Raw genomic sequence first — 24589 nt, 5'->3', positions numbered from 1 at the left:
TGGGGGCGCGGGGCTGCATCGATGTGCGGCTCCGCCGCGTGGGCGCGACCAGCCGCAACAAACCCGCAGCCGCCCTGCAACCCGCACCCCCGAGCTACTGGGCGTTCGGCCGCGAACCATCCCGCGCCGCCCTCTCCATCCCCGCCACCTGCGAAAGCATCGGCATCGGATCCACGCCCACCGACCCCGGCAGGAACTCCGCGATCCGCTCCGGCGTCCAGGCCCCCTCCGCGTACGCGGCCCGCGACTCCCGGGGCTGAGCCCACACCGCGATCTTCGGCCCGGCGATCGTGTACACCTGCCCCGTGATCTGCTGCTCCCTCGCGCGATCCGACAGCAGGTAGACCACGAGCGCGGCCACGTCCTCGGGCTCACCGATCTCCGTGAGCTCCATGGGAACGTTCGCCGACATCCGCGTACGGGCCACGGGCGCCACCGCGTTGGCGGTCACCCCGTACTTGTGCAGGCCGAGCGCGGCGCTCCGCACCAGCGAGATGACCCCGCCCTTCGCCGCGCTGTAGTTGGCCTGCGACACCGAGCCCTGATGGTTGCCGCTGGTGAAGCCGATCAAGGTCCCCGCCCGTTGCCGCCGCATCACCGCCGACGCCGCCCGGAACACCGTGAACGTGCCCTTGAGATGCGTGGCGATCACCGGATCCCACTCCTCCTCGGACATGTTGAACAGCATCCGCTCGCGCAGGATCCCGGCGACGCACACGACCCCGTCGAGGCGTCCGTACGAGGTCAGCGCCGCGTCGACGACCCGCTGCCCGCCCGCCATCGTCGAGATGTCGTCGGCCACGGCGACCGCGTCGCCGCCCGCCGCCGATATCTCCTTGACCACGGACTCGGCGATCTCGCTGGTCGGCGAGCCGCCGTCCACGGAGACGCCGTAGTCGTTGACGACGACCTGGGCCCCCTCGGCCGCGGCGCCCAGCGCCACCGCCCGGCCGATGCCCCGCCCGGCGCCCGTCACGGCGATCACCTTGCCTGCCAAGAAGTTCCCCATGTCGGCCCCTTCCCGCGATTTCTGACGGACCGTTAGATTCTATGGCCCGTCAGATGTGTGGAGACAAGCCCCGGGAGCAGAGATGTCCATGCCCGCACTCCATCCGGCGTTTCACGACATCGCCAAGCGCGTGAACAACTGGGGCCGTTGGGGGGACGGCGACGAGATCGGCACTCTCAACCTGATCACCGACGAGGTGGTCCGCGAGGCCGCGACCTGCGCACGGAGCGGGCTCCGGGTCCCTCTCGCGCTCCCTCTCCAACAGGACGGCGTCCAGACCGGGCTGATGCCGGGCCGCGTCAACCCGCTGCACGCCATGGTGCAGATCAATCAGGAGATCTTCGGCCCGGGGACGGTGGCGTGCAGCGACGACGCCGTGACGATGGGCCTGCAGGCCGCCACCCACTGGGACGCGCTGACCCACGTCTCACACTCGGGGCGGCTCTACAACGGCCGCCCGGCCGGCACCATCACCCCGCACGGCGGCGCCGAGTTCAGCGGCATCGACAAGGCGCGGCACATCGTGTCGCGCGGGGTGCTGCTCGACGTGGCACGCGCGCGTGGCGTGGACCGGCTGGACGGTGCGCACGCCGTCACTCCCGAGGACCTGGAGGCCGCCGAGGAACTCGCCGGGACGCGCGTGCGTGCCGGGGACGTGGTGCTCGTCCGGACCGGGCAGATCCAGGTGTACCTGGCGGGCGACAAGCAGGCGTACGGCCATCCGTCGCCCGGCCTGTCGATCCGCACGCCCGAGTGGTTCCACGCGCGCGATGTCGCCGCGGTCGCGAACGACACCCTCACCTTCGAGATCTTCCCGCCCGAGGTCGAGGATCTGTGGCTGCCCGTACACGCGCTCGACCTCGTGGAGATGGGGATGCTTCAGGGCCAGAACTGGAATCTCGAAAAGTTGTCCACAGCCTGTGGAGAAGTGGGCCGGTACGCGTTCCTGCTGTCGGCGATGCCCGAACCCTTCGTCGGCGCGACGGGAACCCCCGTGGCGCCCGTCGCCATCCTCTGAGCCCCGTGGGCCGTCGGTCGGCAGCGCGCAACTGCCCGCCCCGAGCACGGCATCGCGCGCCGCCAACCGACTCCGGCGCACTCTCCCCCACCGGTTCCTCCTGGCCCTGAAGAACCGACGCCGAATCACGACCCACACTCGTCGAGGGCTCCCGTCACCGGAACCCTCGGCGTCCCCTCGCGGCGAATCGCTGACCACAATCGTGATCAAACGGTCACGTGGCGTCAACACCTGATCGGGGATTTATCACCTACGCCCTACTTGTCGTGGGCGCGCACGGAAGCACGTCCCGGCGCACGGATGCACCGCCGATCATGGACGACAGCGCTTTCTGCGACCGTGCACCAGGTCGCCGACATGTGAGGAGGCTCCGGTCCGCCGTGCGCCGGTCACACCGCCTCGAAGGCCAGCCCCTCATACGCCGAAGCGCCGTCCCCGTAGGTCGTCGTCCCCTCCTGGGGCGCGCCGCACCGGTCCAGTTCGCACCAGATGCGCTTGCCGGCGCCTTCGGGGCTCCAGCCCCAGCGGTCGGCGAGTCCGTCGACGAGGGCGAGACCCCGGCCGCCGGTCTCCTCGCCGTCCGCGCACCGCGGCACCGGGGCACACCCGCTGCGGTCGGCCACCTCGAGGCGCACGGTGGCCGACTCGGCCTCCAGCGACGGCAGGGAGAGCCGCAGCACGGCCGGACAGCCGGTGTGCACCACGGCATTGGTGACCAGTTCGGAGACGAGCAGGATCAGGATCTCGGCGAGCGGCTCGTCGTCCCCTATGCCGGACACGGCGAGGCGCGAGCGGGCCCACCTCCGGGCTCGCCCGACCTCAGCGGGGTCGGGCCGGATCTCCAGTTGCACTTGAAGCACCTGCACCGCTCACACCATCCGAACCGGCGGACACATAGCCTCGCGCCTCACGAGGGCCACGATCGTAGCCATTTTTTGCATGGCCAGAACAATGGCCAAAGCCGGGGTCACGGAACGTGAATCCCTTATGAGACAGCATGGTTGACGTACAGTCACCCCAACAAGCGCTTCGGGCATATTCCAGCGCGAAGGAGTACCCCTGCGCCATACTGTGCGACGCTCGTTGAGGGAAGTCGAACAGGCAGGGGACGACGGCCTTCCTGCCCTGCGAACAGCGGCGCGCACCGCCGGATCCGGAGCCGCCTCGAGGGCGGCACCGGCATGGCTCGTGCTCGGAACCATTCGCATCTCACACAAGGTACCGGAGCGACCGTCCGACTCCGGGACGTGACGAGTCACACCTAGGACACAACCCGATATCAACGCTCTGTGATTCCGGTATGCCACAATCCGCGACATCCGTCCCGGCCGTCTCGGCGATACCCCAGCCCACTCCCCTTGTCCGGCCTCAGCCCACCAGATCGGCCGCGAGAGCCTCCTCACTCTCCGTGTTCGCACCGCCACGTTGAGCCCGCACCCAGGCCCGTTTCACCTGCAGGTGCACCTCGCTCTCCCAGGTGAACCCCATCCCGCCGTGCACCTGGAGACAGTCCCGGGTGCCCAGCACGGCGGCCTCGTCGGCGAGCAGCCGGGCCGCCGCGATGTCCACCGGGTCGGCGGTGACGGCCGCCGCGTACACCGCGGCCCGGGCCACCTCCGCCCGCACCAGCATCTCGGCGCACAGGTGCTTGACCGCCTGGAAGGCCCCGATCGGCCGCCCGAACTGCTCACGGGTCCGGGCGTGTTGCACGGCCAGCTCGCACGCGCGCGTGGCGGTGCCGAGCTGCTCTGCGGCGGTGAGGAGTACGGCGACGGGATCCGGAGGGCTCAGGGCGGCGACGGGGACGCCGGAGCGCCCGGTGTCGACAGGGTCCGGAGGGCCCCCGGTGGCCACCCGGTGCAGCGGCGTCAGAGGATCCACCGACCGCATCGGTACGGCCCCGGCCGCCTCCCCCCGTACGACGTCCGCCTCCTCCAGCCACTCCACCAGTCCCCCGTCGACGGCGGTCACGACCACCTCCCCCGTCGCCGCCCCCGGCACGCTCCCCGCCGCGAGATGCGTGGCCACCAGCGGCCCGGGCAGCAGCATGCGTCCCGCCTCCTCGAAGGCCAACGCCGCCTCGGGCAGTCCGAGTCCGACCCCGCCGTCCGCCTCCGGCAGCCGCAGTGCGAAGAACCCGGCCGTGCCGAGCTCCCGCCACAGCGCGCGGTCCAGCCCCGGCGCCGCCACGGCCGCCCGCAGCGCCTCGCGGTCGAAACGGCGGGCGAGCAGCTGCCGTACGCCGTTCCGCAGGGCTCGCTGATCGTCCGTCAGCTGGAAGCGCACGTCATCGCTCCTTCGGCAGCCCGAGGATCCGCTCGGCCACGATGTTCCGCTGGATCTGCGAGGTCCCGGCGGCGATGGTGTACGACAGCGACGACAGACGGTCGAGCACCCACGGCCGGTCGAGGTCGAGGCAGTCGGGGCCCAGGACCTCGGCGGCAACGTCGTAGAGCTGCTGCCGGGCCTGCGAGTACCGCAGCTTGAAGACCGAGCCCCCGACGCCCGGTACGCCGCCGCTCGCCTCGGCCTCGCTGACGTTCCACTGGGTGAGCCGCCACAGGGCGCGGAACTCGGCCTCCATCCGGCCCAGCCGTCGCCGGAGCGCGGGATCGTCCCAGCGCCCGTTGCCGCGTGCCGTGCGGGCGAGTTCGCCGAGCACGCGCCGGCAGGCCACGACCTCGCCCACGAAGGCAGTGCCGCGTTCGAAGGACAGCGTCACCATGGTCACGCGCCAGCCGTCGTTCTCGTCGCCGACGCGGTTCGCGACCGGCACCCGCACCTCGTCGAGGAACACCTCGGCGAACTCGGCCGACCCGGCGAGCGTCCGCAGCGGCCGTACGGTGATCCCCGGGGCGTCCATCGGCAGGGCGAGCCAGGTGATGCCCCGGTGCTTCGGCGCGTCCGGGTCGGTCCGCACCAACAGCTCGCACCAGTCGGCGACTTCGGCGTGCGAGGTCCAGATCTTGGAACCGGTCACCACATAGGCGTCGCCGTCCCTGCACGCGCGCGTGCGCAGCGCCGCGAGGTCGCTCCCGGCGTCCGGTTCGCTGAAGCCCTGGCACCAGACCTCCTCGCCCCGCAGCACGGGCGGCAGCCAGCGCGCCCGCTGCCCGGGCGTCCCCTCGGCGGCGATCGTCGGCCCCGCGTGCAGCAGTCCAACGAAGTTGGCGCCCACATAGGGCGCGCCGGCCTTCTCGGTCTCCTCCAGGAAGATCAGGTGCTGGGTCGGGGTGGCGCCCTGCCCGCCCGCGTCGACGGGCCAGTGCAGCCCGGCGTATCCGGCGTCGTGGAGCATGCGCTGCCAGCCGAGGTCGTAGGCGCGGCGGCCGGGCCAGTCGTCCGGCGACGGCTTCGGCGGCAGGGTGGGCAGCGCCTTCGCCAGCCACTCCCTCAGCCGCGCCCGGAACTCCTCCTCTTTGGGCGAGTACGCGAGATCCACCAGCGGCCTCCCGGGGCAGATACCTGACGCTCCATCAGTTGCGACTTCCGGGAAGGCTAGCCCCGCGCCTCTGGACCGACAAGGCACCGAGCCCTACGCTCTGCCCACTATCTGACTGTCCGTCAGCTCAACAGGGGGCCGTTGTGAACGACACCGCCCACGCGCTCGGCGCGTCCCGCACCCTCTGGGACCTGGTCAGCCGCCGCGCCGACCTCACCCCCGACCGCCCGGTCCTCCTCCAGGAGGAGCGCGCGCTGAGCTTCGGAGAGCTGCGCAACCGCTCCGAGCGGGTCGCGGCGGGCCTGTACGACCTCGGCGTACGCCCCGGGACGGTCGTCGCCTGGCAGCTGCCCACCCGCATCGAGACGGCGGTGCTGTCCTTCGCGCTGGCCCGCCTGGGCGCCGTACAGAGCCCGGTCATCCCGTTCTACCGGGACCGCGAGGTCGCCTTCGCGCTGCGGGAGTCGAAGGCGGAGTACTTCGCGGTGCCGGGCGAGTGGCGCGGCTTCGACCACACCGAGATGGCCCGGCGGCTCGGCGCGAAGGGGATCATCGAGGCGTACGACCGCCTGCCCGACGGCGACCCGTCCGCGCTGCCCCCGCCGCCCGCCGAGGGCACCTCGGTCCGCTGGATCTACTGGACCTCGGGAACCACCTCGTCCCCCAAGGGCGTACTGCACACCGACCGTTCACTGATCGCGGGCGGCTCCTGTCTCGCCCACGCGCTCCGTCCCACCGCGTCCGACGTCGGCTCGATCGCCTTCCCGTACGCCCATATCGGCGGCCCGGACTACATGGTGATGCTGCTGCTGTACGGCTTCCCGGCGGTGATGTTCGAGCAGTTCGCGCTGCCGGACGCGCTGGAGGAGTACCGCAGGCACGGGGTGACGGTGGCGGGGGGGTCGACGGCGTTCTACTCGATGTTCCTGACCGAGCAGCGCAAACAGCCGGGCGTCCCGGTCGTTCCCTCCCTGCGCCTGCTCGCGGGCGGCGGGGCGCCCAAGCCGCCGGAGGTGTACCACGCCGTCGTGCGGGAGATGGGGGTGCAGCTGACCCACGGGTACGGCATGACCGAGGTGCCGATGATCACGATGGGGGCACCGGACGACACCCCGGAGCTGCTGGCGACGACGGAGGGGCGGCCGCCCGAGGGGATGGAGATACGGATCGTGGACGGGGAGGTGCGGTTGCGGGGGGAGGCCGTGTGCCGGGGATACCTGGATCCCGCGCAGACCGCCGAGGCCTTCGACGAGGAGGGGTTCCTGCGCACCGGGGACCTCGGGCGTCTGACGGACACCGGGCATCTGGTCCTCACCGGGCGGCTCAAGGACGTCATCATCCGTAAGGGCGAGAACATCTCGGCGAAGGAGATCGAGGACCTGCTGCACCGGCTTCCGGGCGTCGGGGACGTGGCCGTGATCGGGCTGCCGGACGCGGAGCGCGGGGAGTTGGTCTGTGCCGTGATCGAGGCGGCGCAGCCGCTGTCGACGGCCGCGGAGTTGACCCTGGACGCGGTGACGTCGTATCTGCGCGCGGCAGGGCTGTCGACGCACAAGCTGCCGGAGCGGCTGGAGGTGGTGGACGCCCTTCCGCGGGGCGAGACCCTGCGGAAGGTGCTCAAATACAGGCTCAGGGAGCGCTATTCAGGTCGTGCGGGGACGTGAGGCCGCGGTCACTCCGGGACGGTGAAGTACCGCGCGAAGGCGGTCACGATCTCGCTCTCGCCGACCTTGCCGTCGCCGTTCGCGTCGAGTGCCGTCGCGGCGGTCTGGGCGATGTCCTGGGGGACGCCCAGGATCCTGAGCACGCGCGCGGTGTCCTCGACGGTGGCCGCGCCGTCCCCGTCCGGGTCGGCGACGGCGAGCGCCGCGTGCAGGAAGGGACGTGCGATCTCCGCGAAGCCCTCGGGGTTGTCGCGCAGGCGCTTGACCGCACCGCCCACGAACTCCTCGCGGGTGATGCGCTGGTCGCCGTCCCGGTCCGCTATGCCGGCCATGCCCTGCCAGAACGCCTCGGCACCGAGGTACAGGGCCTGTCCCTTGTCGGAGCGGGCCGCCGTGTCGAACTCCGCGAGCAGCGCCTTGGCCGCCACGTTGAAGTCCCCGCGGTCGATGTAGCCGTTGCCGTCCTGGTCGAAGGTGGCGAACCGGGCGGCGATCCTGCGCTCGTACTCGCTGCTGACCATGTTCTCTCGTGCCGCCTTACGTGCTGACGTGGGGTGCGAGGCCCTCCGCCTCCCCACGGAGCGTACGACGTGGAAGGCTCTTGGGGCGCGGAAAAGCGACCCTTGTGCCAAGACCGGGGGAATTTCGGGACAACGGTGTGGCACAGCGGTACGACCCGTCCTCATGCCGAGAGCGGATCGACCTCCGTGCTCACGGCCGAGTCGAGGTCCGGATGGACGTCGAACAGCCGGCGGACGCCGAGTGCGCCCAGGACTCTGTTGACGTGGGAGCCGTCCTCCGCGCCCCGGGCCGGGAGGATCAGTCGGAGTTGACCCTGGCAGGAGCGGATGAGGCGGCGCGAGGCGATGAGGACGCCGACGCCGCTGGAGTCGCAGAAGAAGACGTCGGAGAGGTCGAGGACGACGCTGTGTCGGCCCTCCGCGACGGCGTCGTGCACCCGCTGACGCAACACGGGCGACGTCACCAGGTCCAGCTCGCCCGACACTTGGAGCACGGCCCACTCGCCGTGCCCACCTCCGGTCACATTGAACGCCACCACCATGCCCTTCGCTCGCCGGAAAGCAAACGGAAGCTATCCCTACGCTTCCTTGCAGCGCGGCTGCCCAGCGGCCGTTCCCTGAAACACCGGCCCAGAAACGGAGAGAAGTCGAAAGAGGCTTGTTCCCGTCGCATTCGATCCTGTTCGATCAGGCCTGATCGGTCGCTGCGGGGGTAGGCACCGCCGAAGGTCCCCGCCAAGGTCCACTACCACTTGGCGACCGCCGGGGGCGCGCATTGGAACAAAGGGGCGTGCACGGTCGGAGGTGCCGACTACATTCGAGGAGACGGTGGGCGCAGGCTTGACAGAGACACAAGCCGGGACACAGGCAGGCCGAGGGGGCCGTATGGCGAAGAAGGACGCACCGCCCCGCTGGGACCGCAAGATGCAGCAGCGGCTCGCACGCGGTGAGGCGGCCGCCCTCGGCGAGCTCTACGACCGCTTCGCCTCCCTCGTGCACGGCCTCGCCCACCGCGTGCTCGGCGACGAACGCGCCGCCGACGGCATCACCCGCGAGGTGTTCACCCACGTCTGGGAGCACCCCGACGCCTACGACCCCAAGCAGGGGCCCCTGCGCAGTTGGGTGGCCACCCTGACCCACCGCCTCGCCGTGCAGCGGCTGCGGGCCACCGAGACCGCCGCCCTGACCCGGGAGGGCCACGGCACCGCCGAGGACCTGGAGCGCAAGGTCCGCCACGCCTCCGTCGCCGCCCGCGCCGACTACATCGTCCAGTCCATGCCCGCGCCCCTGCGCGCCGCCCTGGAGCTCGCCTACTTCCAGCGCCGCGACTACCGCCAGACCGCCGCCGACCTCGGCGTCACCGAGGACGAGGCCCGCCGCCGGCTCCGCCTCGGCCTGCAACTCCTGTCCACGGCCCACGACGCGGGAACACCCGGGGCACCCCCCGGATACGGGGGTGCGGCATGAGCGGAGCGGGCCGGTTCGAGGCGTACGACGAGCCCGACGACGAGGGAGAGGCCGGGCAGGAAGGCGTGGAGGGCGACGACGGCTCCCGCAAGACCGACGACGACAAGGACGCCGGCCAAGGACCCGACCAGGTACGCGACCCGGGCGGATACGGCGGCCCGGCGGGGCCCGGCGACGGCTCCGACGACGACTCAGGCGGCCGCCCCGGTCCCGGCGAGACCCCCGACCCCGGCCGGCCACCCCGCATACCCATGCCCCGCACCTCCGTCGAGGACGGCGGCCGGCCGCTGCCCGCGCTGGAGGAACCGGCGCCCGCCCCGCCGCTCGTCCTGGAGCACCACGTCCTGAAGGCACTCCTCGGAGCGTGGGCGCTGGCCGCCTGCTCCACGGAGGAGACGATGGCCGTCGAGGAACACCTCGGCGACTGCGGAACCTGCGCGGACGAGGCCCTGCGCCTGCGCGAGGCGGTCGGCCTGCTCCAGCGCCCCGAGAGCCTCGACCTCGACCCCGGCCTGCGCACCCGCGTGCTGGACGGCTGCCTCGACCGGCGTCCGCCGCGCATCCCGGTGCCCGTCTGGGCGACGCCGTACGACGCCGAGACGGCCCGCCTGGACGCCCTGCTCCAGGACATAGGAGACGCCGAGTGGCACGCGCCCGTGCGGCTGCGCTGGTTCGAGGCCGACGAGGCGACGAGCCGTCGGACCACCGTCGCCGGGGTCATCGCGCATCTGCTCACCGTCGACGGACTGGTCGCGGTCGCCCTCGGCCTCGACGACCCGCTGGGCGACGTCACCCCGGAGGCGCCGACCCCGGCCGCACGGACCGAGGCGTACTGGCGGGCCTCACACTTCCCGCCGACCCGGTCGGTGCGGCTGCCCTGGCGGGAGCAGAGCCACGACCTGGTGCGCACGGTGTCCTTCACCGGAGGGGACACCTCCCGCGCGGGGGAAACCGAACCCGGGGCGGGCGGCGGCAGGCCGGCCGTCCCGTACGGCGCCTTCGAACTGCCGCTGCACGACGCGATGCTGGACCGCGCCTTCGAGTGCTGGGTGCACGCGGAGGACATCGCCGAGGCGGTGGACTACCCGTACGGCCCGCCGTCCCCGCGCCACCTCAACCGCATGATCGACCTCGCGGCCCGCATGCTGCCCACCGCACTGGCCGTTCGCCGCCGGACCGGGCGGGCCGCACCCGCCCTCGGCCGACACCTGGTACCGGTCGGCGAGCCGGGCCGCAGCCTGCGCCTGGAGATCGAGGGACACGGCGGCGGCGAGTGGCTGATCCCCCTGGACTCCCCCGGCGCGGTGGGCTCCGCCGAGCACGAGATCGCCCATGTCGCCCTGGACGGCGTCGAGTTCTGCCGGCTCGCGGCGGGCCACGTGTCTCCTGCGGAGGCTGCAGCGGGGCAGCTGGGTGATCGCGAGGCGATCAGGGACGTTCTGTTCGCGGCGGCGAGCTTGAGCCGTATGTAGGGGCGGGTTGCCGGTTCGCGGGCGGCTGCGGTGCGTGAGGGCTGGTCGCGCAGTTCCCCGCGCCCCTGGAGGAAGCTCGCTGGTCCCGGCTTTCAGGGGCGCGGGGAACTGCGCGAGCAATGACGAACCACCCGCAGCCGGCCCACGACCGAAGCCCCCGAGCTCCTAGGCGAAAACGACCGTCCGTCGACCGTTCAGCAGAATCCGACGCTCCGCGTGCCACTTCACGGCCCGCGCCAGCGCCTGGCACTCCACGTCCCGCCCGATCGCGACGAGCTGGTCGGGCGTCACGTCATGCCCGACGCGCTCGACCTCCTGCTCGATGATCGGGCCCTCGTCGAGGTCGGCCGTCACATAGTGCGCGGTCGCGCCGATCAGCTTCACACCGCGCGCGTGCGCCTGGTGGTACGGCTTCGCGCCCTTGAAGCTCGGCAGGAACGAGTGGTGGATGTTGATGATCCGGCCGCTGAGCTGTTTGCACAGGTCGTCGGAGAGGACCTGCATGTAGCGGGCGAGTACGACGAGCTCGACTTTCTCCTCGCGCACGAGTTCCAGCAGCTGCGCCTCGGCCTGCGCCTTCGTGTCCTTGGTCACCGGAATGTGGTGGAAGGGGATGTCGTACGACCCCACGAGCTCGGCGAAGTCGGTGTGGTTGGACACCACGGCGGCGATCTCCACCGGCAGGGCGCCGATGCGGGAGCGGAAGAGCAGGTCGTTCAGGCAGTGGCCGAACTTGCTGACCATCAGCACGATGCGCATCTTGTCGTCGGCCCGGTTGATCTGCCAGTCCATGTGGAAGGCGTCACCGATCGCCGCGAAGCTGGCCCGCAGCTTGTCCACACTCACCGGCGCCTCCGCCGAGAAGTGGACCCGCATGAAGAACAGTCCCGTGTCGTGGTCACCGAACTGCTGGCTGTCCTCGATGTTGCACCCGGTCATGAAGAGGTAGCTCGACACGGCGTGCACGATGCCCTGCTTGTCGGGGCAGGAGAGGGTGAGGACGTACTGGTCGGAGGGAGCGACGGTTCGGCCGGACTGCGCGTTCATGCAGCACAGGGTCCCATATCCGGCGTCGGGACTGTTCCGCCGTCTCGCTACGCAGACCGCGTCAGGATCCGCAGCACCTCGAGCGTGCGCGGCGGCGCGTCCGGGTCCTCCCCGTCGGCCGCCGCCATCCGTACGTGCGCGTCACGCGCCGCCCGCACCGCGTCCGGCCAGCCCTCGTGCTGGACATAGACGGAGACCGGGGCGTCCGGCCCCACCTGGTGCATGATCCGCAGCACCCGCAGGACGGCGGTGTCCACGAGGGCCGCCTCCTGGGAGTCCCGGAAGATCGTGCCGACGTACTTCTCGGCGGACCAGTTGTCCAGCCAGGTGTCCTCGACCAGGCGGTACACGGCGTCGGTGACGTCCCCGTACCCCTCGGCACCGGCCAGCCAGACGTTCTGCTGGAACGCCGGGTCGGAGAGCATGTGCAGCGCGGAGCGCACATTGCTGCGCCAGCGCCACCAGGGCATGTCGTTCTGAGGCATGTCGCCCATGGTGGACGAGCGACGGCCGCGACGGGAAGAGTTCTCCGAACCTTGCACGGTCATCGATCGTACGTTCCTCGCCTCAGGGGCCTCACCTGCCCCCGCTGTTCACCCGCCCGTCACCTTTCCATAACCGAGGGTCACATCCGGGTTAGTGATGTGAGGGAAGCGTGTGTGCCCATGACAGGCAGGCGACGCAACCGCAGCCCCCTCCTTCCCACGTCCACCCGACCCGGCAGAGCCACCGCCCTGGCCGCGTGGGCGCTGGTGGCCTGCGCGTCGCTGACGGCCGGTTGCGGGGTCGTCCCCGGTGCCACGGGGGGCTCCGGGGCCGACCCGATCAAGGTCATGACCTGGGCCCCGCAGGAAACCGACGCGACCAACAAACCCGGCATGCCCGCCTTCGCACAGGCCTACGCCCGCTGGATCAACGCCCAGGGCGGCATCAACGGCCGCAAGATCACTGTCCTGACCTGCAACGACCGCAACGACAGCGTGGCCGCGGCGAGGTGCGCCCGGCGCGCGGTCAAGGAGGAGGTCGTCGCCGTGGTCGGCTCCTACAGCCAGCACAGCGACTCCTTCTTCCCGCCCCTGGAAGGCGAGGGCATCCCCTACATCGGCGGCTACGGCGTCACCACCGACGAGTTCACCAGCCCCCTCTCCTACCCCGTCAACGGCGGCGCGCCCACCCTCCTGGCCGGCCTCGGCAAGGCCCTCGCCCCGAGCTGCGGGCCCGTGACCTTCGTACGGCCCGACACCATCGCCGGCGACGAACTGCCGGGCCTGCTCGACTCCGGCCTGACGGCGGGAGGCCACCAGGGCGCCGAGGACCTGCGGGCGGCGGAGGACGCCACCCAGTACTCGGAGCAGTCGGAACAGGCCCTGGAGAGCTCCACCACCGACCCGGCGAAGAAGGGGTGCGTGGTCCCCGCGATCGGCGACCGCACCGGAACCTTCATGGACTCCTTCCGCCGGGCCCGCGAGGACTACCCGCAGGTGCGCACCGGCACGGTTCTCGGCAGCGTCGACCAGACGGTGATCGACGCCTCCGGCGGGCAGTCCGGGCCGTACGAGGGGTCGTACATCACCGGCTGGTACCCGGTGGAGACCGACGCCCGCTGGGAGGCGATGAAGAAGGTCATCAGCGAGAAGGCCTTCGGCGACAACCGGATCGACCCCGCGGACGCCGGTGTGCAGACCACCTGGATCGCCTACTCGGTGCTCAAGGCGGCCGTCGAGTCGCTCGGCGACGGGGAGGTGAGCGCCGACTCCGTGCGCAAAGCCCTGGACAACGGGCTCAAGGTCGACACGGGCGGGCTGACGCCGACGCTCCGCTGGGAGTTCCAGGCCCGGCTCGCGTCCGTCGGCTTCCCGCGCCTGGTCAACACCGAGGTGACGCTGCAGGTCGTCCGGTCCGGGCGGCTGGTGTCGGCGAAGAAGGGCTTCACCGACGTGACGGCCACGCTGAAGGGCGCGAAACTGAGCTGAGGGGCTGCGCTGAAGGCCCGGGCTGAGGGGCCGTATCCCCTCAGCCGCGGGCCCGGTTCACAGCTGGGTCGGCTGGCGCTCCGTCAGGCCGTACTGCTTCGCGATCGTGTTCCACAGCCGCGCGGCCTTGGTCTTCTCGGTGCTGGCGATGCCGCTCGCCTGGTTGCCGGCCTGGGTCTGGGCGGTGGTGCGCGCCTGCCCCTTCTTGCAGCCCTTCTTGCCCGCCGCCTGGTCGGCCCACGCCGCGTAGTGGTTGTCGGCCGACGCGGACGCCTTCCACGCCTTGGTGAGGGCCTCGGTCAACGCCACGTGGTCGGGCAGCTTGTCGACCGTGAGCCCGGAGAGCCGGGTGACCAGGTCGGTGCGCTGCTGTGCCGCGTCCCTCAGGTCCTTGGCCGCCTGGCCGAGGTTCTTGCAGGACTTCACACTGGCCACCGCGCTGATCACCGAGGTACGGCTGTTGCCGCTGTCGGCCAGCAACGTGTCCAGGGCGACGGCCTGCTCCTTGGCCGGGTCCGCCGACGGCGAGGCCGACCCGTCGGTCGCGGGGGCCGTCGCCGAGACGGTCTGCTTCTTGTCGCCCTTGTCGTTGCTCCCGCCACCGGCGAGCAGGGCACCCGCGCCGATACCGAGGACGGCGATACCGATCCCGACGGCGGCGATCAGCGGCAGCCGCGAGCCGGAACGGCCGCCTCGGCCGCCACCCCGGCCGCCGTCGCCGTCGTCGTACGCGGGGGTCCGTGGCGGACCGGCGTACGACGGCTGCGCGGCCTGCCCGTACGGCGGCTGGGCGCCGGGCGCGGGCTGCTGGTAACGCGGCATCTGCTGGGTCGCCCCGGCCGGGGCCGCGGCGCCCGGTCCGCTGCGGAAGAGGTTGTCGAACTCGGCGGGCGGCTGCCGGTCCCCGCCCGTCGGCCCGGGTACGGGCGCTATGTACTGCGTGGCCTCGGCATCGGGGCCGGACGCGGGCGGCAGCGGCCCGGCGGACGGCATCGGACCGGCGGTGGACCGATGCCCCGCACCGGGACGGGAGCCGCCGCCCCGCGGGGCAAGGCCCAGGAACTGCGTCGACTCCCCGGGCGACTCGGCGTGCACCTCGGGCGGCAAAGCCCCGGGTCCCACCGGCGGTATGTACTGCGTCGCACCCTCGTCGGCGGCCGGCGCGGCCGCGGGGCCCGGATACGGCGTGCCCCCGCCCTCCGCGCCCCCCGCGACGGGCGGGAGGTACTGGGTGGCACCCTCGTCGGCGGGCGGCAGCGGGGCGGCGTGCCCGCCACCGTGCACGACAGGCGGAGGGGAAGCGTTCGCTCCACGCCCCGGCGCCGGAAGGGCGGGGTTCGAAACACCCTGCCCTGCGGGCGGCATGGGCGCACCGCCGCCGGGAGAGCCGTACGGCTGCTCGGAAGCGGGCGGGAGAGGCGCCCCGGCGCCGGACGAGCCGTGGCCCTCGGCAGGCGGCTGAGACGCCCCGGCACCGGAAGCGCCATAGGAGTTGGCAGGCGGCAGGGAGGCACCCTGAGCCGACGGCTGAGACGCCCCCGCGCCAGGAGCACCGTAGCCATCGGCGGGCGGCAACGAGGCACCCTGAGCCGGTGGCTGAGACGCCCCGGCGCCAGGAGGACCGTAAGCGCCGGCCGACGGCAAAGGAGCGCCCTGGCTGCCGCCGTGGTCGGATGCCGGAGCGCCGTAGGCGTCAGTGCCGGGCGGACCGTACTGGCCTGCGGGCGGCGTGGGAGAGCCGTACGTGTCGGCGCCGTACGCCCGTGTCCCCTCGGGCGGCAGGGTGCCGGACGGTGGCTCCCAGGACTGGTCGGGCGCGCGCCACGACTGGTCGGGCGTGCTCGACCAGCCCTGACCCGGCGGCGGGGCCGGGGCCTGGTGCTGGTCGGGGCCCCACGGCGTGCCCCAGGCCTGACCGCCGGCCGGACCGGACGGCGAACCGGGCGTCGGCGCGTGGCGACCGGTGCCGGTCTGCTGCCCGCCGTATTCGCCTTGCCCGCCGTATCCGCCTTGCCCGCCGTATCCGCCTTGGCCGCCGTATCCGCCTTGGCCGCCGTACTCGTGTGGGCGGCCGTATTCGTCTTGCCGGTCGTGGGGGTCCTGGCGGGCGTCTTCGCCCTGACCGCCGTACGCGTTCTGGCCGCCGTAGCCGCTGTTTCCGCCGTATCCGCCCGTCATTCCCGGCAGCAGGGGTTCCCCGCCGTCGGAGGGCAGCACGATGCCTTCGCGCGCCTCACGCGGCGAGGGCTCCTCGCCCTGTCCACTCTGCGTCACCGGGACTCCTACGAATGGGGGACCTTCGGAATCGTCGGCTCACGCTACCGGGTCCCCTGAGCCGGGTGCCACGCAGCTCATGACGTGATCTGCGTCCCTGTGACGGCGATAACAGATCACCATGCGCTCGGTGACAGAACCGGGCCCCCATCCGCTGTGTGCAGGCCTCCTTCCCGTCCAACGCCTTCGTTTACCTGCCATTCACGCTCCGGTACCCCGCGCTTTCACGCCGCCGCCTGAAGGTCCAGCCGCGCCCCGAACTCCCTTACCACCGACTCGTCCCGGTACGGCTCCAGCCGCTGCTGGAAGTCGTCGAGATACTCGGCGCCCCGGTTGGAGCGGAGGGTCTCCAGCAACTCCACCGCTTTCAGGCCGGTGTTGCAGGCCTGCTCCACCTCCCGCTGCTGCACCTGCGCACTGGCCAGCAGCACATAGCCGATGGCCCTACGACGGACCCGGGACTCGGGGTGCCCGGCCAGCGACTCCCGCGCGCACCGCGCCGCCGCCTCGGCCTGTCCCAGGTCCCGGTGGCAGTGCGCCAACTCGTCGGCGAGGTAGGCCTCGTCGAAGTGCGCGATCCAGGCCGGGTCGTCCCCGGCGGCCGGGTCCGCCTGCTCCAGCGCGCTCACCGCACGCGCGGACGCCACCTGGGCCGCCCTCGCGTCGCCCATCAGCGCGTGCCCCCGGGCTTCCGCCGCGCAGAACATCGACTCCGCGCGCGGAGTGACACGCCCCCGCGCCCCCTCCTGTGCCGCCCGCGCCAACTGCGCGATCTCTCGCGGGTTTCCGAGCTGCGCGGCGAGGTGGCTCATGGAGGCGGCGAGCACGTATCCGCCGTAGCCCCGGTCGCCCGCCGCCTGCGCGAGCCGCAGGGCCTGGATGTAGTAGCGCTGGGCGAGGCCCGGCTGGCCGGTGTCGACGGCCATGTAGCCCGCGAGTTCGGTCAGTCGGGCGACCGCGGCGAAGAGGTCGCGGCCGACCGCCTCCCGGTAGGAGCCGGCCAGCAGTCCGGACACGACGCTGTTGAGGTAGTGCACGACGACCGGGCGCACATGCCCGCTGCCGTACTGGTGGTCGAGGTCGCTCAGGGCCTGGGTCATCGCGGAGACCGCCGCCACGTCGGACTGCCCCACCCGCGGCCCCGCGGAACGCGCCACCTGCGAGTCGGGCGAGGAGATCAGCCAGTCGCGGCTCGGCTCGACCAGCGCGGACGCGGCGACGGAGGAACCGGACAGGAAGTCCCGGCGGCCCACGTCACTGCGCCACAGCTCACACACCTGCTCGATGGCTCCCAGCACTGTCGGCGAGAACTGGAGGCCGACCCCCGAGGCGAGGTTCTTGCCGTTGGCCATGCCGATCTCGTCGATCGTGACCGTACGGCCGAGTTTGCGGCCGAGCGCCTCCGCGATGATCGCCGGGGCGCGTCCGCGTGGCTGCTGTCCGCGCAGCCAGCGCGCCACGGACGTCTTGTCGTAGCGCAGATCGAGACCGTGTTCGGCGCCGCACATGTTGACCCGGCGGGCGAGCCCCGCGTTGGAGCATCCCGCTTCCTGGATGAGCGCCTGCAACCGTTCGTTCGGCTGCCGCGCGACGAGAGGCCTTGCGGCCATGGCGTACCCCCTGTGGCTGCGGTGCCTGCCCACGCACCGAGTTGACGTGTCTTCCACCGAAAATTTCCGGCCGTGAAGATCAATGCCCCGCCCGGAGAGCGAAAATGCGAGGCATGCGAGGATTGCCGGGGTAAAGGCGGATGCCGCCCCCACACCTGGCTACCCAGCTCACGCCTCGCTTCCTCCTGCGCGCCCCCACACATGCATCCATGCGCCCCAGATGCGGAATCGATGCTCCTCCCCCGCGCGCGCTACGCCCGTAACCCGAGGTGGGCGCGGGAGTTGTGTTCAGCGTGGAAGAGACGATCGCGGGCACGCAAGCCGCTCAGATTCCGAAGCAGCGCGGGGAATCGCTGCTGGAGACAGCCGTACGCTACGCCGAGGAGCGCCACTGGGACGTCTTTCCCGGCACCTGGCTGGAAGCCGTCGAGGGGGTGCAGTGCTGCTCGTGCGGCGACGCCGCGTGCGCCGTACCCGGCGCGCATCCGGCGCGCGCGGACTGGGCGACGCAGGCGACCGGCAGTGCGACCGTCGCGCGGAGGATGTGGCAGAAGCAGCCGACGGCGTCCATCCTGTTGCCGACGGGGCGTACGTTCGACGCGATCTGCGTCCCCGAGACGGCGGGGTTTCTCGCGCTGGCGCGGATGGAGCGCATGGAGTTGACGCTGGGGCCGGTGACGCTGACGCCGGATCGTCGGATGCAGTTCTTCGTGCTGCCGGGCGCCTCGGTGAAGGTGCCGGAGCTGGTGCGGAAGCTGGGCTGGTCGCCGTCGTCGCTCGATCTCGTCGCGCTGGGTGAGGGTGAGTACGTTGCCGGGCCACCTACGCGGTTCGGGTCCCGGGGGGCCGTGCAGTGGGCCTGTCGGCCCACGCCGGCGAATCGGTGGTTGCCGGACGCGGAGGAGTTGATCTCGCCGCTGGCTTATGCGTGCGGGCGGGATCGGTAGTCTCGCGGCCGTAGGTCGTTCGTGGTTGCTCGCGCCCACGCGGCGGAGCCGCTTATCAGGTACGGTCCCGCGCCCCTGAAGGCGCGCCCCTCCCCCGTAGGGTTCACCCATGACGTCGGGAGCAGTAGCGGGTGCAGCGGCCGTGCGGGTGCGGGGGCTCTGGAAGCGGTTCGGGCAACAGGTCGCCGTGGCCGGGATCGATCTGGATCTGCCTGCCGGGAAGTTCATCGGGCTCGTCGGACCCAACGGAGCCGGGAAGACCACCACCCTCTCCATGATCACCGGATTGCTGCGGCCCGACCACGGGTCCGTCGAGGTCGTCGGGCACGACGTGTGGCGGGACCCGGTGGAGGTGAAGGCCCGGATCGGGGTGCTGCCGGAGGGGCTGCGGCTGTTCGAGCGGCTGTCGGGGCGTGAACTGCTCGCCTACTCCGGGCGGTTGCGCGGGCTGCCCGGTGCCGAGGTCGACAAGCGGGTCACGCAGCTCCTCGACGTTCTCGACCTGGCCGGCGCGCAGCACAAGCTCGTCGTCGACTACTCGACCGGCATGCGCAAGAAGATCGGGCTCGCCGCCGCGCTCCTCCACAACCCCGAAGTGCTGTTCCTCGACGAGCCGTTCGAGGGCGTCGACCCGGTCTCGGCGCAGACCATCCGCGGCGTGCTGGAGCGCTACACCGCCTCCGGCGCCACCGTCGTTTTCTCCTCCCACGTCATGGAGCTCGTCGAGTCGCTGTGCGACTGGGTCGCGGTGATGGCCGCGGGCCGCATCCGCGCCCAGGGAACGCTCGCCGAGGTCCGCGGTGACGCGCCCACCCTGCAGCGGGCGTTCCTGGAACTCGTCGGCGCGAACGGCCGCGACACCGTCTCCCACCTCGACTGGCTGGGCGGCGGGACGGCCCGGTGAGCACCGTGACGACCTCCCTCACCCCTGTCGTCGTACGGCTGAAGCTGTCCCTGTTGCGCAACGGACTTCGCCAGTCCGGTGGCCGGCGGGCCGCCTACGTCGCCTCGGTCCTCGCCGTCCTCCTCGTCTCCGCGGTACAGCTGATCGGCCTGATCGCGCTGCGCGGGCACGCGCACGCCGAGTCCGTGGTGGTGCTGCTGGTCGCGCTGCTGGCGGCCGGCTGGGCGGTGATGCCGCTGTTCTTCCCCGGTGGCGACGAGACCCTCGACCCCACCCGCCTGGTGATGCTGCCGCTGCGGCCCCGCCCGCTGGTGCGGGCGCTGCTCGTGTCCTCGCTGGTCGGCATCGGGCCGCTGTTCACGCTGTGCATGCTGGCCGGTTCCGTCGTGTCGGTCGCGCACGGGGGTGTGGCGTACGTCGTCGGAGTCGTCGGTGCCGTCCTCGCGCTCCTGGTCTGCGTGGCGCTCGCGCGGGCCGTCGCCGCGGCCAACCTCCGGCTGCTGACCAGCCGCAAGGGCCGGGATCTCGCGGTGCTGAGCGGACTGGTCATCGCGGTCGGGGCGCAGGTCGTCAACTTCGGCGCGCAGCGGCTGGGTTCCGGCGGTCTCGGCCAGCTGGACGGGCCGGCCGACGTGCTGAAGTGGGTGCCGCCCGCGTCCGCGATCGGGGCGGCGGACTCCGCGAGCCAGGGGTCGTACGGCGTCGCCGTCCTCCAACTCGCCCTGACCGCCGCCGCCCTGGTGGCCCTGGTCGCCCTGTGGTCACGGCATCTGACCCGGCTGATGACCGCACCGGACGGCTCCACGCTCCAGTCCGCCGACTCCGGTGCCCGCGAGCGGACCTCGACCGGCCTGTCCCGGCTGCTGCCCGCCGGCCGCACCGGCACGGTCATGGAACGCAGCCTGCGCTACGTGTGGCGCGACCCCAAGACCAAGGCGGCCTGGGTCACGTCGCTGGCCATCGGTCTGATCGTGCCGGTGTTCAACGCCTTGCAGGGCAGCGGCTCGATCTACTTCGCCTGCTTCGCCGCCGGGATGCTGGGCGTGCAGATGTACAACCAGTTCGGGCAGGACACGTCCGCCTTCTGGATGGTCGCGTTGACGATCTCCTCGACCCGGGACGCCTACGTCGAACTGCGCGCCCGCGCGCTCGCCCTGCTGGTGATCACCCTGCCGTACGCCACCCTCGTGACCGTCCTGACGACGGCACTGCTCGGCGACTGGCCGAAGCTGCCCGAGGTGCTCGGGCTGTCCTTCGCACTGCTCGGCGCGATGCTGGCGACCGGCGCGTGGACCTCCGCCCGCTTCCCGTACTCCATCCCGCAGGAGGGCTACAAGAACGTGGCCCCCGGGCAGTCCGGACTCGCCTTCATGGCCATCCTGGGCGGCATGGTCTCGGCGTCCCTGCTCTGCGCCCCCGTCATCGTCGGGACGATCTGGCTGAACGTCAGCGAGGGCGGCGACGCGTGGAGCTGGCTGCTGCTGCCGGTGGGGGCGGTCTACGGCACGGCGATCACGGTGGCGGGGCTGCGCTTGGCGGCCCCCCGCACGGCTCGGCAGCTGCCGGAGATCCTCACGGCGGTCAGCAAGGGGTGAGCTTGCCGGGGCGGGGCCTGGGGCGGGGTGGGCCTGGCCGAGCCCTGGGGCTGGGTGGGGCCGGGCCGGGACCGAGCGCTGAGGCCGGGGCCTGAAGTCGGGTCGTGAAGCCGACGCCCGGGGGCCAGGGCCTCGGTCGGGCCCTGGGGCCGGGTCCTTCGGCCAGGCCCTGAAGCCGAGCCCGGGGTCAGGTCTTGGGGTCGGGCTCGGGGCCGGGTCCGTGGAGTCGGGCTCGGTGTTGGGTTCTGTATCCGGGCCGTGGGGTCGGTGTCAGCCTGTGAGGTCCGTGAGGACCGTGTCCAGGAAGGGCTCGACCGCGCCCCGCCAGGCGTCCGGCTGGTCGTAGTGCACGAGGTGGCCGGCGTCGGCCACCTCCGCGTACTCGCCGCGGGGCAGCACGCGGACCATCTCCTGGGCCTCGGCGCGGCCCAGCTCGCCGTCGAGACCGCGGACGACCAGGGCGGGGCACTCCACCTGGGCGAGCTCCTCCCAGTGGGCGTCGTACACCCAGGTCTCGCGGGACTCGAGCATCTGCTCCGGGTCGAAGACGGGGCGCCAGCCGTCGGGGGACTCGTGCATGGCCTCGGCGTAGAACTCGCCGCGGGCCGGGTTCGGGCGCTCCACCCAGGGGTCGTCCTCACCGAACCACTTGCGGACGTCGGCGAGTGTGGCGAAGGGGACGGGCCAGGCCTTGAACCAGTCCTCCCACTCGCGCTGCGAGGCGGCGCCGAGTGCGGAGGCCCGCATGTCGCAGATGATCACCCCGCGGACCAGGTCGGGACGCTTGGCGGCGAGCTGCCAGGCGGTCAGGGCGCCCATGGCGTGTCCGATGAGGACGGCCGGCCCGAGTCCGAGCTGTTCGAGGGCGGCCTCGGCGTCCTCGACGTACGCCTCGCGCGTGTAGGAGGCCCGCGGGGGCTTGTCGCTCTGGCCGTGGCCCCGCTGGTCGAGGGCGACGGCGCGATGCCGCTCGGAGAGCCAGCGGGCGGTGGACGCCCAGTGCGAGGCACGGCCCATCAGGCCGTGCAGTAACAGCACGCCGGGGGCCCGCTCGGGCTCCCCGGGGCCGGGCTGCGGGGGCGTGATCCGCTCCGCCCCGGCCTGCTTCGGTACGTTCTGCCGCCGTAAGCCGTTCTGCTTCGGTTCGTCCATCCCGGGGTCGGTCTTGGGTGGGTCGCCGAACTCCCAGGCGGCGAGGCGTACGCCGCCCGCCCCGATCACGTCGATGCGTCGCGCCACTGGTCCTGGCACCCCCTAGCTCCGCTCGGACCCGTTCGCTCCCGCTCCAGGCGGCGGGTCCTGTGAACCGCGTCCTGCCCTGCCGTGTCTGTCGTTCCTGCCCACACTCCTGAAGCGCAGGTTCCGCGAGATGCGTCACCCGCAGGCTATCGAATGCATATTCGAGAATACGGTTCTCGCCGACAACACCCCTCGTTCGAGTGACCCCGCTCGAGGAATGATCGCCGTCGCCCAGGGGAGATCTTCAACGGGAGGCGGACCGCTCGGGGAAAACGGTCCGAAGGGGATGACCCTGAGAGCTCGGGGCTCCGGGTCAGCACAGGGGAGGACAGGCCCCGGCGCCACAAGGCGCCGGGGCCCTCCACACGTCTGCGGCACATCTTCCCGCCCCCTCCCCGGCCGGACGCGGCATCGCTGCCGGACCACGGCCAAGAGCCCTCAGGTCATATGCCTCACGCGACAGCCTCGCACGGGAAGCGTCCGAGCGCTGCGATTCGGCACGGTGAATCCTGGATTCGACGAGACCGCCCGAAGACCACAACTACCCCACCAGTCTCGGCAGTTGAGACAGTGGCCGTCGAAACCGGTCGCACCGCCGAACCGCTCAGCGCTTGGCCACGAACACGTGCGACGCGACGTCCGCCTCCAGCTCCGCCGCCTCGCCACCGCTGCCCACGAGCACACCGCCCGCCGACTCCGTCACGCTCACCACCGAGCCGGGCTGCACGCCCGCCCGGCGCAGCGTGTACATCAGCTGCGCGTCCGTCTGGATCGGCTCGCCGATCCGGCGCACCACGACCGTCTTGCCCTCCAGACCCGGGTCGAGATCGGCGAGCGACACCATGCCCTCGTCCAGGAACGGGTCGGCGCCGTCCTTCTCGCCCAGCTCCTCAAGGCCCGGGATCGGATTGCCGTACGGCGATTCGGTGGGGTGGCGCAGCAGCTCGAGGACGCGGCGCTCGACCGCCTCGCTCATCACGTGCTCCCAGCGACACGCCTCGGCGTGCACCTGCTCCCACTCCAGACCGATCACGTCGACGAGCAGACACTCCGCGAGCCGGTGCTTGCGCATCACGCGCGTGGCGAGCCGCCGGCCCTCGTCCGTGAGCTCCAGGTGACGGTCGCTGGCAACGGACACCAGTCCGTCGCGCTCCATCCGCGCCACCGTCTGGCTGACCGTCGGCCCGCTCTGGTCGAGCCGCTCGGCGATCCGGGCGCGCATGGGGACCACACCTTCCTCCTCCAGCTCGAGGATGGTGCGGAGATACATCTCCGTGGTGTCGATCAGTCCGGACATACGTGCCCCTTGATGAGATCTGCCGGAAGCACGACAGCTTCCCGGCTTGTGCGCTGGCCCTGGCATCAATTCTGCCGGATACCACTGACAAGCGTGCCGCGCCGTGGAAACCGAGGGGTTACGGGACGCTTCTCACGACCGTATTGACATCCCAGTGGTCCAGACCGCACCGTGATCCGCGACACAGACTCCCGGGAACAGACTCCTGACGCTCCGAAGGGGCCCGTATGAGCGACAGCAAGCCGGCCGGCCGGTTCTTCGACGCCGCGATCGGCCTGCTGCAGCGGGTCCGGGACGAGGAAGCCCAGAACATCGAGGCGGCCGGCGCGCTCCTCGCCGACACCGTCGCCTCCGGCGGCCGGCTCTTCGCCTTCGGCGCCGGCCACTCCTCCCTCGCCGCCCAGGACGTCGTCTACCGCGCCGGCGGCCTCGCCCTGATGAACCTGCTGGCCGTCCCCGGTGTCGTCGGCGTCGACGTCATGCCGGCAACGCTCGGCTCGGCCCTGGAACGCGTCGACGGCCTCGCCGGCGCCGTCCTCGACTGCTCCCCGGTCCGCCCGGGCGACACCCTCGTGATCATCTCCCTCTCCGGACGCAACGCCCTCCCCGTCGAGATGGCCATGAGCGCCCGCGCCCGGGGCGTCAAGGTCATCGGCGTGACCTCGGTGGCCTACGCCACGGAGACGACGTCCCGGCACCTCTCCGGCACCTACCTCAAGGACCGCTGCGACATCGTCCTCGACTCGAAGATCGCCGTCGGCGACGCGGAACTCACCCTCGACACCGTCCCGGCCCCCTTCGCCCCCGCCTCCACGGTCGTCACCTCAGCCATCCTCCAGGCGGTCATGGCCACGGCGGCGAGCAGCCTGGCCGACCGGGGCATCGAACCCCCACTGCTGCGCTCGGGGAACGTGGACGGAGGCCACGATTGGAACGGGCGGGTGTTCGAGGAGTACGGGGAGCGGATCTTCTACCGGCGCTAGGTGTGCTGACCGGCGGATCAAGTCGCAGGAAGTCCGCGGCGCCTCATCGACGCAGGTGAGCGGGGCCTGGTGCGTCGAGCTGCAAGGCGGAGGAGGGCGTCGACGCGATGGGGGTCCCCCCGCTCGA

At 71.8% G+C, this 24589-nt stretch carries 21 protein-coding genes; 9 read left to right on the top strand and 12 right to left on the bottom strand.

Annotation, left to right across the window (positions count from 1 at the left end; all coding sequences use genetic code 11):
* Nucleotides 1–94: 94 nt before the first annotated feature.
* Nucleotides 95–1009, bottom strand: a complete 915-nt coding sequence (locus ACFWWR_RS25590) for an SDR family NAD(P)-dependent oxidoreductase (protein WP_383863765.1) — start codon at nucleotides 1007–1009, stop codon at nucleotides 95–97.
* Between the two features lie 82 nt (nucleotides 1010–1091).
* Here ACFWWR_RS25590 and ACFWWR_RS25585 point away from each other — a divergent pair, with 82 nt between their 5' ends.
* A complete protein-coding gene (locus ACFWWR_RS25585) occupies nucleotides 1092–2027 on the top strand; it encodes a cyclase family protein (RefSeq protein WP_384305470.1) in 936 nt (311 codons plus the stop codon).
* A 389-nt stretch (nucleotides 2028–2416) separates the two neighbouring features.
* On the opposite strand, the gene ACFWWR_RS25580 is transcribed toward ACFWWR_RS25585, so the two are convergent.
* From ACFWWR_RS25580 to ACFWWR_RS25570, 3 genes are all read right to left on the bottom strand, one after another.
* A complete protein-coding gene (locus tag ACFWWR_RS25580) occupies nucleotides 2417–2878 on the bottom strand; it encodes an ATP-binding protein (RefSeq protein ID WP_383863986.1) in 462 nt (153 codons plus the stop codon).
* A 517-nt stretch (nucleotides 2879–3395) separates the two neighbouring features.
* Nucleotides 3396–4313, bottom strand: coding sequence for an acyl-CoA dehydrogenase family protein (locus ACFWWR_RS25575; protein ID WP_384305467.1), 918 nt, complete (start codon nucleotides 4311–4313; stop codon nucleotides 3396–3398).
* A gap of 1 nt (nucleotide 4314) precedes the next feature.
* The gene (locus ACFWWR_RS25570; RefSeq protein ID WP_384305464.1) at nucleotides 4315–5469 is read right to left on the bottom strand and encodes an acyl-CoA dehydrogenase; all 1155 of its coding nucleotides are present in this window, start codon (nucleotides 5467–5469) and stop codon (nucleotides 4315–4317) included.
* A 143-nt stretch (nucleotides 5470–5612) separates the two neighbouring features.
* On the opposite strand from ACFWWR_RS25570, the gene ACFWWR_RS25565 reads away from it, so the two are divergent.
* Nucleotides 5613–7133, top strand: coding sequence for a class I adenylate-forming enzyme family protein (locus tag ACFWWR_RS25565; RefSeq protein ID WP_383863754.1), 1521 nt, complete (start codon nucleotides 5613–5615; stop codon nucleotides 7131–7133).
* A gap of 8 nt (nucleotides 7134–7141) precedes the next feature.
* Here the strand turns inward: ACFWWR_RS25565 and ACFWWR_RS25560 are convergent, their stop codons facing one another.
* Both ACFWWR_RS25560 and ACFWWR_RS25555 read right to left on the bottom strand, forming a co-directional pair.
* A complete protein-coding gene (locus ACFWWR_RS25560) occupies nucleotides 7142–7654 on the bottom strand; it encodes an EF-hand domain-containing protein (RefSeq protein WP_383863751.1) in 513 nt (170 codons plus the stop codon).
* Between the two features lie 161 nt (nucleotides 7655–7815).
* The gene (locus ACFWWR_RS25555; protein ID WP_383863748.1) at nucleotides 7816–8196 is read right to left on the bottom strand and encodes an STAS domain-containing protein; all 381 of its coding nucleotides are present in this window, start codon (nucleotides 8194–8196) and stop codon (nucleotides 7816–7818) included.
* Between the two features lie 343 nt (nucleotides 8197–8539).
* On the opposite strand from ACFWWR_RS25555, the gene ACFWWR_RS25550 reads away from it, so the two are divergent.
* Both ACFWWR_RS25550 and ACFWWR_RS25545 read left to right on the top strand, forming a co-directional pair.
* Complete coding sequence (locus tag ACFWWR_RS25550) at nucleotides 8540–9121, top strand: sigma-70 family RNA polymerase sigma factor (protein ID WP_383863745.1); 582 nt, start codon at nucleotides 8540–8542, stop codon at nucleotides 9119–9121.
* Nucleotides 9118–10593, top strand: coding sequence for an MDMPI N domain containing protein (locus ACFWWR_RS25545; protein ID WP_384305462.1), 1476 nt, complete (start codon nucleotides 9118–9120; stop codon nucleotides 10591–10593). Before ACFWWR_RS25550 ends, ACFWWR_RS25545 begins: the two co-directional genes overlap by 4 nt.
* 165 nt (nucleotides 10594–10758) lie before the next feature.
* Here the strand turns inward: ACFWWR_RS25545 and purU are convergent, their stop codons facing one another.
* Together purU and ACFWWR_RS25535 are read right to left on the bottom strand one after the other, a co-directional pair.
* Nucleotides 10759–11640: a formyltetrahydrofolate deformylase gene (gene purU / locus ACFWWR_RS25540; protein ID WP_383863739.1), complete on the bottom strand. Its 882-nt coding sequence runs from the start codon at nucleotides 11638–11640 to the stop codon at nucleotides 10759–10761.
* 47 nt (nucleotides 11641–11687) lie between these two features.
* The gene (locus tag ACFWWR_RS25535) at nucleotides 11688–12188 is read right to left on the bottom strand and encodes a hypothetical protein (protein ID WP_383863736.1); all 501 of its coding nucleotides are present in this window, start codon (nucleotides 12186–12188) and stop codon (nucleotides 11688–11690) included.
* Nucleotides 12189–12305: 117 nt separating this feature from the next.
* On the opposite strand from ACFWWR_RS25535, the gene ACFWWR_RS25530 reads away from it, so the two are divergent.
* Entirely contained in the window at nucleotides 12306–13613 is a 1308-nt protein-coding gene (locus tag ACFWWR_RS25530) for an ABC transporter substrate-binding protein (RefSeq protein WP_383863733.1), read from the top strand.
* A 57-nt stretch (nucleotides 13614–13670) separates the two neighbouring features.
* Here ACFWWR_RS25530 and ACFWWR_RS25525 read toward each other — a convergent pair whose 3' ends face one another.
* Complete coding sequence (locus tag ACFWWR_RS25525) at nucleotides 13671–15257, bottom strand: hypothetical protein (protein WP_384305564.1); 1587 nt, start codon at nucleotides 15255–15257, stop codon at nucleotides 13671–13673.
* An 854-nt stretch (nucleotides 15258–16111) separates the two neighbouring features.
* A complete protein-coding gene (locus tag ACFWWR_RS25520; protein ID WP_383863730.1) occupies nucleotides 16112–17497 on the bottom strand; it encodes a transcriptional regulator in 1386 nt (461 codons plus the stop codon).
* Nucleotides 17498–17781: 284 nt separating this feature from the next.
* On the opposite strand from ACFWWR_RS25520, the gene ACFWWR_RS25515 reads away from it, so the two are divergent.
* The 3 genes from ACFWWR_RS25515 to ACFWWR_RS25505 all read left to right on the top strand — a co-directional run bounded on the left by ACFWWR_RS25515 (nucleotide 17782) and on the right by ACFWWR_RS25505 (nucleotide 20943).
* Nucleotides 17782–18444, top strand: coding sequence for a bifunctional DNA primase/polymerase (locus ACFWWR_RS25515; protein ID WP_383863727.1), 663 nt, complete (start codon nucleotides 17782–17784; stop codon nucleotides 18442–18444).
* A 109-nt stretch (nucleotides 18445–18553) separates the two neighbouring features.
* Nucleotides 18554–19348: an ABC transporter ATP-binding protein gene (locus ACFWWR_RS25510; protein WP_383863725.1), complete on the top strand. Its 795-nt coding sequence runs from the start codon at nucleotides 18554–18556 to the stop codon at nucleotides 19346–19348.
* Between the two features lie 5 nt (nucleotides 19349–19353).
* The gene (locus tag ACFWWR_RS25505; RefSeq protein WP_383863981.1) at nucleotides 19354–20943 is read left to right on the top strand and encodes a transporter; all 1590 of its coding nucleotides are present in this window, start codon (nucleotides 19354–19356) and stop codon (nucleotides 20941–20943) included.
* A 270-nt stretch (nucleotides 20944–21213) separates the two neighbouring features.
* Here ACFWWR_RS25505 and ACFWWR_RS25500 read toward each other — a convergent pair whose 3' ends face one another.
* Together ACFWWR_RS25500 and ACFWWR_RS25495 are read right to left on the bottom strand one after the other, a co-directional pair.
* Nucleotides 21214–22182: an alpha/beta fold hydrolase gene (locus tag ACFWWR_RS25500; RefSeq protein WP_383863722.1), complete on the bottom strand. Its 969-nt coding sequence runs from the start codon at nucleotides 22180–22182 to the stop codon at nucleotides 21214–21216.
* Between the two features lie 604 nt (nucleotides 22183–22786).
* A complete protein-coding gene (locus ACFWWR_RS25495) occupies nucleotides 22787–23479 on the bottom strand; it encodes a metal-dependent transcriptional regulator (RefSeq protein WP_067020955.1) in 693 nt (230 codons plus the stop codon).
* Between the two features lie 227 nt (nucleotides 23480–23706).
* On the opposite strand from ACFWWR_RS25495, the gene ACFWWR_RS25490 reads away from it, so the two are divergent.
* A complete protein-coding gene (locus tag ACFWWR_RS25490) occupies nucleotides 23707–24462 on the top strand; it encodes an SIS domain-containing protein (RefSeq protein WP_384305459.1) in 756 nt (251 codons plus the stop codon).
* Nucleotides 24463–24589 lie beyond the last annotated feature (127 nt).

Origin of the sequence: Streptomyces sp. NPDC058678, from assembly GCF_042714835.1 — a bacterium.
Lineage (GTDB): Bacteria > Actinomycetota > Actinomycetes > Streptomycetales > Streptomycetaceae > Streptomyces.
This window is presented reverse-complemented; position numbering and strand designations above follow the sequence as displayed.

What these genes read in the sequence shown, in the direction of transcription:
- ACFWWR_RS25590 (WP_383863765.1), bottom strand. Translation starts at nt 1,009, where the DNA reads ATGGGGAACTTCTTGGCAGGCAAGGTGATCGCCGTGACGGGCGCCGGG.
- ACFWWR_RS25585 (WP_384305470.1), top strand. Translation starts at nt 1,092, where the DNA reads ATGTCCATGCCCGCACTCCATCCGGCGTTTCACGACATCGCCAAGCGC.
- ACFWWR_RS25560 (WP_383863751.1), bottom strand. Translation starts at nt 7,654, where the DNA reads ATGGTCAGCAGCGAGTACGAGCGCAGGATCGCCGCCCGGTTCGCCACC.
- ACFWWR_RS25555 (WP_383863748.1), bottom strand. Translation starts at nt 8,196, where the DNA reads ATGGTGGTGGCGTTCAATGTGACCGGAGGTGGGCACGGCGAGTGGGCC.
- ACFWWR_RS25550 (WP_383863745.1), top strand. Translation starts at nt 8,540, where the DNA reads ATGGCGAAGAAGGACGCACCGCCCCGCTGGGACCGCAAGATGCAGCAG.
- ACFWWR_RS25545 (WP_384305462.1), top strand. Translation starts at nt 9,118, where the DNA reads ATGAGCGGAGCGGGCCGGTTCGAGGCGTACGACGAGCCCGACGACGAG.
- purU (WP_383863739.1), bottom strand. Translation starts at nt 11,640, where the DNA reads ATGAACGCGCAGTCCGGCCGAACCGTCGCTCCCTCCGACCAGTACGTC.
- ACFWWR_RS25535 (WP_383863736.1), bottom strand. Translation starts at nt 12,188, where the DNA reads ATGACCGTGCAAGGTTCGGAGAACTCTTCCCGTCGCGGCCGTCGCTCG.
- ACFWWR_RS25530 (WP_383863733.1), top strand. Translation starts at nt 12,306, where the DNA reads ATGACAGGCAGGCGACGCAACCGCAGCCCCCTCCTTCCCACGTCCACC.
- ACFWWR_RS25520 (WP_383863730.1), bottom strand. Translation starts at nt 17,497, where the DNA reads ATGGCCGCAAGGCCTCTCGTCGCGCGGCAGCCGAACGAACGGTTGCAG.
- ACFWWR_RS25510 (WP_383863725.1), top strand. Translation starts at nt 18,554, where the DNA reads ATGACGTCGGGAGCAGTAGCGGGTGCAGCGGCCGTGCGGGTGCGGGGG.
- ACFWWR_RS25495 (WP_067020955.1), bottom strand. Translation starts at nt 23,479, where the DNA reads ATGTCCGGACTGATCGACACCACGGAGATGTATCTCCGCACCATCCTC.
- ACFWWR_RS25490 (WP_384305459.1), top strand. Translation starts at nt 23,707, where the DNA reads ATGAGCGACAGCAAGCCGGCCGGCCGGTTCTTCGACGCCGCGATCGGC.